Origin of the sequence: Streptomyces himastatinicus ATCC 53653, from assembly GCF_000158915.1 — a bacterium.
Lineage (GTDB): Bacteria > Actinomycetota > Actinomycetes > Streptomycetales > Streptomycetaceae > Streptomyces > Streptomyces himastatinicus.
In genome coordinates this window covers 9480567-9489209 of sequence record NZ_GG657754.1, presented here as the reverse complement: position 1 = coordinate 9489209, position 8643 = coordinate 9480567, and the positions used below count along the sequence as shown (strand labels likewise).

General features: G+C 69.4%; 6 protein-coding genes. 1 reads left to right on the top strand and 5 read right to left on the bottom strand.

The genetic code is table 11. From position 1 onward, the window contains the following. Positions 1–60 precede the first annotated feature (60 nt). From SSOG_RS40130 to SSOG_RS40110, 5 genes are all read right to left on the bottom strand, one after another. Positions 61–2112: an RICIN domain-containing protein gene (locus SSOG_RS40130; RefSeq protein ID WP_009720044.1), complete on the bottom strand. Its 2052-nt coding sequence runs from the start codon at positions 2110–2112 to the stop codon at positions 61–63. Between the two features lie 107 nt (positions 2113–2219). Beyond that, entirely contained in the window at positions 2220–4289 is a 2070-nt protein-coding gene (locus SSOG_RS40125; protein WP_009720043.1) for a beta-galactosidase, read from the bottom strand. Positions 4290–4334: 45 nt separating this feature from the next. Beyond that, complete coding sequence (locus SSOG_RS40120; protein ID WP_009720042.1) at positions 4335–5675, bottom strand: ABC transporter substrate-binding protein; 1341 nt, start codon at positions 5673–5675, stop codon at positions 4335–4337. Between the two features lie 64 nt (positions 5676–5739). After that, a complete protein-coding gene (locus tag SSOG_RS40115) occupies positions 5740–6687 on the bottom strand; it encodes a carbohydrate ABC transporter permease (RefSeq protein ID WP_009720041.1) in 948 nt (315 codons plus the stop codon). 4 nt (positions 6688–6691) lie between these two features. Then, positions 6692–7618: a carbohydrate ABC transporter permease gene (locus SSOG_RS40110; protein WP_009720039.1), complete on the bottom strand. Its 927-nt coding sequence runs from the start codon at positions 7616–7618 to the stop codon at positions 6692–6694. 316 nt (positions 7619–7934) lie between these two features. Between SSOG_RS40110 and SSOG_RS40105 the strand changes: the two genes are divergently transcribed. Then, the coding region (locus tag SSOG_RS40105; protein WP_039942548.1) for a LacI family DNA-binding transcriptional regulator at positions 7935–8643 on the top strand (709 nt) is incomplete at its 3' end.

Genomic DNA, 8643 nt, shown 5'->3' with positions numbered 1-8643 from the left:
CCTCAATTGAGGTAGACGGGACTCCGTGGACGTCAGCTCACGGACATCAGCTCACCGACGTCAGCGAACCTCGGAGACCTTCCAGCGCTGGTTCGCGCCGGACGTCGGGGTCCAGACGGTGACGGCGGCGCCGTCCTGCGTGGCCTGTCCGCCCACCTCCAGCAGTCGCCCGGTGGCCGCGTTGACCAGCGTCCAGGTGCCGTCACCGGTGGTCGACATGATCCACTGGGTGGCCTTGTCACGCTTCCCGTGGTCCGGCTCCACCACCGGTGCGCCGTCCCGGACGGCCAGCCGCTTGCCCGCCACGGGGTTGGTGAACACGTACCGCTGCCGGTTGCCGGTGTCGCCGCTGATCTGGCGCAGCCGCCACTGCTGGCCGGTCGCGGCCGTGTCCGCGCCCCCGGCCCTGATGACGAGCTTGGTGCCGTCGTCAGCGACGGTGAGCGCCTTGCCGCTCTGGACACCGGTCAGCTTGTACGTGTGGCCCTTGCGCAGCTCGGCGGCGTCCTTGGCCACCCCGGACACGCCCTTCACGAGGAAGGTCGTCACGGACTGGGCGGGCGCGGTGAAGGTGGCCTTCTTGCCGGTCACCTCGATGGCGTCCTGCCGCTCCAGCTTGCCCTCGGCGCTGGTCACCACGGGGGTGACGGTCGCGTGGCGGCTGACCTTGCCGAACTTGGACAGGTCGAGGGTGACGTCACGCTGAGCGGTGCCACTGTTGACGTGGACGACGGTGGCCGTGTCGCCCTTCTTGGAGACGGCCGCGGCGCTGGAGGTGTCATCGGTCTTGATGAGCCGGTCGCCGGGCTTGATGTAGTGGGTGAAGTTGCGGGCCGTGTCGAACTTGGTGTTGGTGCGGATGGGGCAGCTCTCGAGCGTGTCCTTGGAGGTGCAGCTGAAGGGGAGCTGGATGCTGCCCCAGTTCCCGCCCTTGGCCGACTCCCCGCCGGGCTTCATGTTGTCGTAGTCCTCGACCGGCTGCCAGAACACCCAGGCCTTGGGCTCCAGTTCGCGCAGGTCGTCCACCATCTGCCGGGCGAGTCCGAGGCCGGGCCGCATATCGGTGAAGCTCTGGCCGTCGCCCCAGTCGCCCTCGACCTCGCTCATCCACAGCGGCTTGTCCGCCGCCTTGGCCAAGTCGCGCGCGCTGGTGCGGCCGCCGGTGCCGTAGGTGTGGACGTTCATCTGGCCGACGAGGTCGCGGACCGCTTGCGGGTAGGTGTTCCAGTTCTGCGTGAAGATGGAGGGGTTGGTCTCGTCCATCGCGGAGATCTTCGCACCGGTCCGCGCCTTCTTCAGGGCGGGCGCCAGCGCGTCGATCACCTTCTGCTGGGCCTCCGGGCCGATGTGCGCGCCCTCCTGCCGTCCGCCGACCGGCTCGCCGTCGGCTCCCAGGCGGGTGCTCCAGTAGTTGGTGTTGGGTTCGTTGAACGGGTCGACAGTGTCGACCTTGATGCCGTGTGCCTTCTCCAGCCGCTTGGTGACGCCCGCCATATAGGCGGCGAAGTCGTCGACGGATTCCGGTTTGAGCTGTTCGTCGGTGGCGTTGAAGCCTCCGGAGACATAGCCGCTCTTGGTCATGAACCAGGGCGGTGAGTTGCTGAACGTCTCCCAGTGGTCGATGTCATTCTTGATGCGGTCGACCCACCAGCGCTGGGTGGCGTCGGCGTCCGGGTTCCAGTCGGCCTTGTCGTCCGCGCTCCACCAGTCGGTGTCCTCGCGCGTGGTGCCCTCCGGGGCCTTCCACCAGCCCTCGACCGCTCCCCCGGCGCGGAGGTAGTCCTTGACGTCCGGGGCGTTGCCACCGCCGATGTTGTAGCGGGCGATGTTGAGGGCGAGCCCGCTGTCCCCGAAGAGCAGCCGGGCCAGCTTCTCGCGGATCTCCTTGGGATAGTCGCCGGTGGCGTTGGCGAACCAGACCAGGCTGGTGCCCCAGCCCTCGAATCTGTCCGCCCGGTACGAGGGGTCGGGTGAGACGGTGACGGCGTCGGCCGTGGCTGCCGCCGTGGCCTGCGCGGTCACCGGCGGGGCGGTGATGAGGGCCGCCCCGGTGGCCAGGGCGGTGACTCCGATGGTTCCCAGGAGGCGTCGTGTGCGGGTACGGCGTGCCAACGTGTGCTCCCAACTCGTGTGCGGACGCTTCGGTGGACCGGCCGCCGTGCCCGCGGGGGCGACGACGGAGTTTCAGGAGGCGGTGACAGACGTGGTGGATCCCGCCGTCAGGTCGCGGGCTGCCGCAGCACGGCGACACCCCTGGGGGCCAGGGCGAACACCCCGTCGCCCGCGGCACCGCCGATCAGGGGCTCCCCGGCGAGTCCGGTCAGCGGCACCGTCGTATCGGTGCGGTTGACCAGGAACAGATAGCGGCTGCCGCCGTCGCGGCGCACGGCCAGCTCGACGCTTCCCCGGGCGCCGTCCGGCAGTTCGCTGGTGACACCGGCGGGGGCGAGCAGCGCGGGCAGCAGTCCGGTGAGGCCGCCCGGCCCCAGCCGGGTGGAGACGTACGCGGCCGAGCCGCCGCCCACCGCGCGGCGGGTGATGGCGGGGCGGCCCGGGTACGTCCCGTCGCGGTAGTGGGCCAGCACCTCCACCTCGGGGGCGGTGACGGTGATCCGGTCGGTCCACAGGGTGCCGGTGGCCGTGCCACCGGCCCCGGCCCCGGTCGCGGTCTCGATCTCGACCGTCTCGCCGTCGAGCAGCGGGCCGAACTCCTCGATGCGGATACCGAGCAGCTCGCTCAGGGCACCCGGGTAGCCGCCGAGCCAGACGTGGTCGTTCTCGTCCACGACACCGGAGAAGTAGGTGGCGATCAGGTGGCCGCCCTGCTCGGCGTACCGGGTGAGGTCCTTGGCCAGCGCGGCGGGGACCATGTGCAGCACCGGCGCGATCAGCACCTCGTACCGGCCGAGGTCGGCGGTCGCGGTGATGACGTCGGCGCGTATGCCGAGGGCGAGGAGGGCGGAGTACCAGTCCAGCGCTTCCTGGCGGTAGTCGAGGCGGGAGGTCGGGTGGGAGTCCTGTTCGCTCGCCCACCACGACTCCCAGTCGAAGACGATCCCGACCCGGGCCGGTTCGCGTTCGGTCCCCGCCACCGGGGCCAGGGTCCGCAGGGTCCGGCCGAGGGCCGCCACCGAGCGGAACACCTCGCTGTCGGGCCCGGCGTGCGGCACCATCGCCGAGTGGTATTTCTCGGCACCGGCCGCCGACTGCCGCCACTGGAAGTAGCAGACGGCGTCGGCGCCGTGGGCCACGTGCAACAGCGCGTCACGGGCCAGCTCGCCCGGCCGCTTGGCCACGTTGACCGGCTGCCAGTTCACGGCGCTGGTGGAGTGTTCCATCAGGAACCAGGGGCGTCCGCCGGTGATGCCGCTGACCAGGTTCGCGGAGAAGGACAGCTCGTCGCGGTCCTGCGGGCCGGGGTGGACGTAGTGGTCGTTGGAGACGAAGTCGATCTCACCGGCCCAGTCGGCGTAGTTCATGCCCTTGGTGCCGCCCGTCACCATGAAGTTCGTGGTGACGGGAATGCCCGGGGTGAGGTCGCGCAGCAGGTCCCGCTCCGCGCGCAGGTGTTCCTTCAGCGCGTCGGAGGAGAAGCGCTTGAAGTCCAGCTGCTGGGTGGGGTTCGGATGGGAGGCGGCCAGCCGGGGCGGCAGGATCTGCTCCCAGGCGCTGTACCGCTGGGACCAGAACGCGGTGCCCCAGGCGTGGTTGAGCGCGTCGAGCGTGGTGTAGCGGGCGCGCAGCCAGCCGCGGAAGGCGCGGGCGGCGTCGTCGGAGTAGTCGTAGATGTTGTGGCAGCCCAGCTCGTTGGACACGTGCCAGGCCACCAGGGCGGGATGACCGGCGTACCGCTCGGCCAGCTTCCGCACCAGGCGCAGGGCGTGGGTGCGGAAGACGGGCGAGGTGGGACGCCAGTGCTGCCGCGCCCCCGGCCACACCGTCTCACCGGAGGCGGTCACCGGGAGGATCTCCGGGTGCGCCGTGGTGAGCCAGGGCGGCGGGGACGCGGTGGCGGTGGCCAGGTCGACCCCGATGCCACCGGTGTGCAGCAGGTCCATGATCTCGTCGAGCCAGCCGAAGTCCCACTCGTCCTCGGCCGGCTGGATGCGGGCCCAGGAGAAGATCCCCACGGAGACGATGGTGACACCGGCCTCGCGCATCAGCCGGATGTCGTCCTCCCACACCTCGCGCGGCCACTGCTCGGGGTTGTAGTCCGCGCCGTAGCCGAGGCGTGGGGTGGGGTCACCGTCCGTCCCGTGCGGGGGCTGGGACTGGAGGGTGGAGATCATGGTGGTCCTTCCGGTGAACCGTACGGGGCGGCGCGAGGGGGCTGGTTACTTCTCGACGGTGAAGCCCTGCTCTTCTCCGTACTTGACGGAGGCGTCCTGCCAGGCCTTCAGGCCGTCGGCCAGCTTGGTGCCGGAGACGTAGGCCTTGCCGACGGTGTCGTTGAAGATGGAGTTGGCGTACACCTGGTAGGGCAGGTACGACCAGCCGCGGCCGACGTTCGCGGCCGACTCGGCGAAGATCTTGTTGGCCTTCTGCCCGCCGAAGTACGGGAACGCGGTGTTCTGGAACGCGTCGGATTCGAGGTCCGCGGTGGTCGCCGGGAAGGCGCCCTCCTTGATGCGGGTCTGCACGCCCTTGCCCGCGTTGGCGTACTCGGCGAAGGCGTAGGCGAGTTCCTTGTGCTTGCCGAGGGTGGGCAGGGCCAGGGAGCTGCCACCGTTCTCCGCGGTGGTCGTGTCGCCCTCCGTCCACTGCGGCAGCGGTGCCACGCGCCAGTCGCCGGAGGCGTCCTTCACGCCCGAGACGAAGTTGGCGGGCATCCAGGCGCCGGTGGTCAGGGTGGCTATGGTGCCGTCGCCGAGGCCCTTGTACCAGTCGTCGGTCCAGCCGGTGATGGGCGCGATCAGCTTGTCGTCGAGGAGCTTCTGCCAGGTGTCGGTGTACTTCTCGGCGCCCGCGTCCGAGAAGTCGATTTTCACCTTGGTGCCGTCGACCTTGTACGGGCGGGAACCGGCCTGCCACAGCATGCTGGTGGCGGTGCCGCCCTCGCCCACGTCAGCGGTGATGTACGCCTTGGGGTTGGCCTTGTGCAGATCGCGGGCGGTCTTGACGTACTCGTCCCAGGTGGTCGGCACCTTGAGCTTGTACTTGTCGAAGACCTTCTTGTTGTAGAACATCGCCATGGGCCCGGAGTCCATGGGCAGGGCGTAGACGTCCTTGCCGGACTTCACGGAGTTCCACGGGCCCGGGGAGTACTTGCCCGCGAGCTTGTCGGCACCGTACGGGGCCAGCTTGTCGAGGGCCTTGGTCAGGGCGTACTCGCCCAGCGCGTAGTACTCGATCTGCGCGACGTCGGGGACGCCCTTCTTCGCGGCGATGGCGTTCTGCAGGGCCTTGTACTGGTCCGCGTTGGTGCCCGCGTTGACCAAGTCGACCTTGACCTTGGGGTGTTCCTTCTCGAAGTCGGCAGCGACCTTCTTGAGCGTGGGCTCCCAGGCCCACACCTTCAGGGTGCCGCCCTTCTTCAGGGCCGCGTCGATGTCCTTGGCGGACACCGGCTTCTGTTCGGCGGCGCTGTCGTCGGAGCCGCCGCAGGCGGTTGCCCCCAGGGTGAGGGCGGAGACCAGGGCGATGCCGCGCAGCAGGCGGCGAGCGTTCATGCGCATGGGCGTGCTTTCCACTTCTTCGTGGTGCGGGACTCTTCGTGGTGCGGGACTCTGCGTGGTGGAGCTATTCCTTGACGCTTCCGGCGGCGAGCCCGGACTGCCAGTACTTCTGCAGCAGGAGGAACGCGGCGATCAGCGGCACGATGGTGATCAGGGAGCCGGTGATGACGAGGTTGAAGACGGCCTCGCCGCCGGCGGTCGCGGCCTGGGCGTTCCAGCTGTTGAGGCCCAGCGTCAGCGGATACCAGTCCGGGTCCTTCAGCATGATCAGCGGAAGGAAGTAGTTGTTCCAGGTGGCGACCACTGTGAACAGCAGCACGGTCACGATGCCCGGTGCGAGCAGCGGCAGGACGACCTGGAAGAAGGTGCGCACCTCGCTCGCCCCGTCGATGCGGGCGGCCTCCAGCAGTTCGTCGGGCACGGCCTCGGTGGCGAAGACCCACATCAGATACAGGCCGAACGGCGAGATGAGGGACGGGATGATCACCGCCCAGGGGGTGTTGGTCAGCCCCATCTCGCTGAACATCAGGAAGGTGGGGACGGCCAGCGCGGTGCCGGGCACCGCGACCGCGCCGATGATGACGGCGAAGACGGCACGCTTGCCCGGGAAGGTGAACTTCGCCAGGGCGTAGCCGCCGAGGACCGCCAGCAGGGTGGCGCCACCGGCGCCGACCACCACGTACAGCACGGTGTTCAGCAGCCAGCGGGTGAACACACCGTCGTTGTAGGTGAACGTCTCACTGATGTTGTCCCACAGGGCGAAGTCGCCGCTGAACCACAGCCCGAACGACCGGGCCAGTCCCTCCTGGGTCTTGGTGGCGCTGATGACCAGCCAGGCCAGCGGCACCAGCGAGTACAGCAGGACCAGCCCGGTGAGGACGGTCAGCAGCACACTGCGGCGCGGGAGGCGGCCTTCGGTGCGCTTTCGGGGCCCGCGCAGCCGGGGCGCGGAGCCCTGGGCGCCGGACGTGGCGGGGGCGGGCCGGGAGGCGGTGGTGACCGGGGTGCTCATCGCTTCACGCTCCCTTGCGCATGCCGCGCAGCTGGACGACATAGGCGATGACCATGGTGATCAGCCCCATGATGATGGCGACCGTCGCGGAGTAGTTGTGCTGCTGGCCCGAGAAGGACAGCGAGTAGGTGTAGAAGTTCGGGGTGTAGTCGGTGGTGATGGAGTTGGGCGCCAGCTTCTGCAGGATGTTCGGCTCGTTGAACAGCTGGAAGGTGCCGATGATCGAGAAGATCGTGGCGATGACCAGGGCGCCGCGGATCGCGGGGAGCTTGATGGCGGTGATGACGCGGATCTGCCCGGCGCCGTCGATCTCCGCGGCCTCGTACAGGGAGTGCGGGATGACCCGGAGCGCGGAGTAGAAGATCAGCATGTTGTAGCCGACGAACTCCCAGGTGACGATGTTGCCGATGGACGCCAGCACCAGATCGGGCGACAGCGGGTTCGGCAGCGACGTCCCGAGGGCGTCGTTGATGTCGCTCACCAGGCCGAAGCGGGTGCCGTACATGAACCCCCACATGAGGGTGGCGACGACGGCGGGCACCGCGTACGGCAGGAAGATCGAGATCCGGAAGAAGTCGCGTCCGTACAGCCGCCCGCTGTCCAGGGCGAGGGCCACGAGCAGGGCGATGCCCAGCATGATCGGCACCTGCACCGCGAGGAACAGCGACACCCGGGCCAGGGACTGCCAGAACCGGTCGTCCTGCAGGGCCTGTTGGTAGTTGTCGAGGCCGACGAACGTGGTGCCGCCGATGAGCTGGTCGCGGAAGAGGCTGAGGTAGATCGAATAGGCGATGGGCGCCAGGAAGACGAAGGCGAAGACCACCACGAAGGGGCCGATGAACCCCCAGCCTGACCAGGAGCGGCGGTCCCGCTTCGCCGGAGGCGGGGCCGGGCGCCGTTTCACGGCGGCGGGGGGCTGCAGCGTCGTCATGTCGTTCCTCGCTCGTCCATCACGGAACCGGCGTCACGCGCCGTCGCGATGTTTGCGTAAACATTCCGGCGATCAAGGAAGCGCGGAGGTGTTATGTTTACGTAAACATCTGATGGCGGAATGTCTACACTGCCCCAATGACGGTGGTCAAGAGCCGTCTGACAAATCCGGGACGCACGCAGCGAGGGAGACAGTGGAAGCAGCGGACAACCCCTCGGCGGGCAGCCCCCCGGCGGACGCCTCTTCGGCGGACGGCCCACCGGCGGGCGACGGCGGTACCGGGACGCGGGCCGCCCGGCGCGCGCAGCGCGCGTCCATGGCGGACGTGGCGCGTCTCGCCGGTGTCTCCGCGCAGACCGTGTCCCGGGTCTCCAACGGCTATCCCGGCGTCACCGAGGACACGCGGCGGGAGGTGCTGGCCGCCATGAAGCAGCTCGGCTACCGGCCCAACAGCGCGGCACGGGCGCTCAAACGCGGCGAGTTCCGCACCATCGGCGTCATCACCTTCACCCTCTCCACCACGGGCAATGTGCGCACGCTGGAGGCGATCGCCACCTCCGCGGCGCACGAGGGCTACGCGGTCACCCTGCTCCCCGTCGCCGTCCCCACCCAGGACGAGGTGCGCGGCGCCTTCTCCCGGCTGGGCGAACTCGCCGTCGACGCCGTCATCGTCATCATGGAAGTCCACCTCCTCGACGCGGCGGCGCTCTCCCTGCCGCCCCACGTCCAGGTCGTCGTGGCCGACTCGGACGCCGGGGACCGCTATACGGTGGTCGACACCGACCAGGCGGGCGGCACCCGCGACGCGGTGGACCATCTGCTCGGGCTGGGCCACCGGACCGTATGGCATCTCGCCGGTCCCGAGGGCTCGTTCGCGGCACAGCGCCGCGCCGACGCCTGGTATGCGGCGCTCACCGAGGCCGGGTGCGTGCCGCCACCGCTCGTACGGGGCGACTGGTCGGCCGAGTCCGGCTACCGCGCCGGGCTCGCGCTGGCGGCCGAGGAGGACTGCACGGCGGTGTTCG

Bases quoted from the DNA above. Each gene is read 5' to 3' on its own strand.
- SSOG_RS40125 (WP_009720043.1), bottom strand. From the start codon at position 4,289: ATGATCTCCACCCTCCAGTCCCAGCCCCCGCACGGGACGGACGGTGAC.
- SSOG_RS40120 (WP_009720042.1), bottom strand. From the start codon at position 5,675: ATGCGCATGAACGCTCGCCGCCTGCTGCGCGGCATCGCCCTGGTCTCC.
- SSOG_RS40115 (WP_009720041.1), bottom strand. From the start codon at position 6,687: ATGAGCACCCCGGTCACCACCGCCTCCCGGCCCGCCCCCGCCACGTCC.
- SSOG_RS40110 (WP_009720039.1), bottom strand. From the start codon at position 7,618: ATGACGACGCTGCAGCCCCCCGCCGCCGTGAAACGGCGCCCGGCCCCG.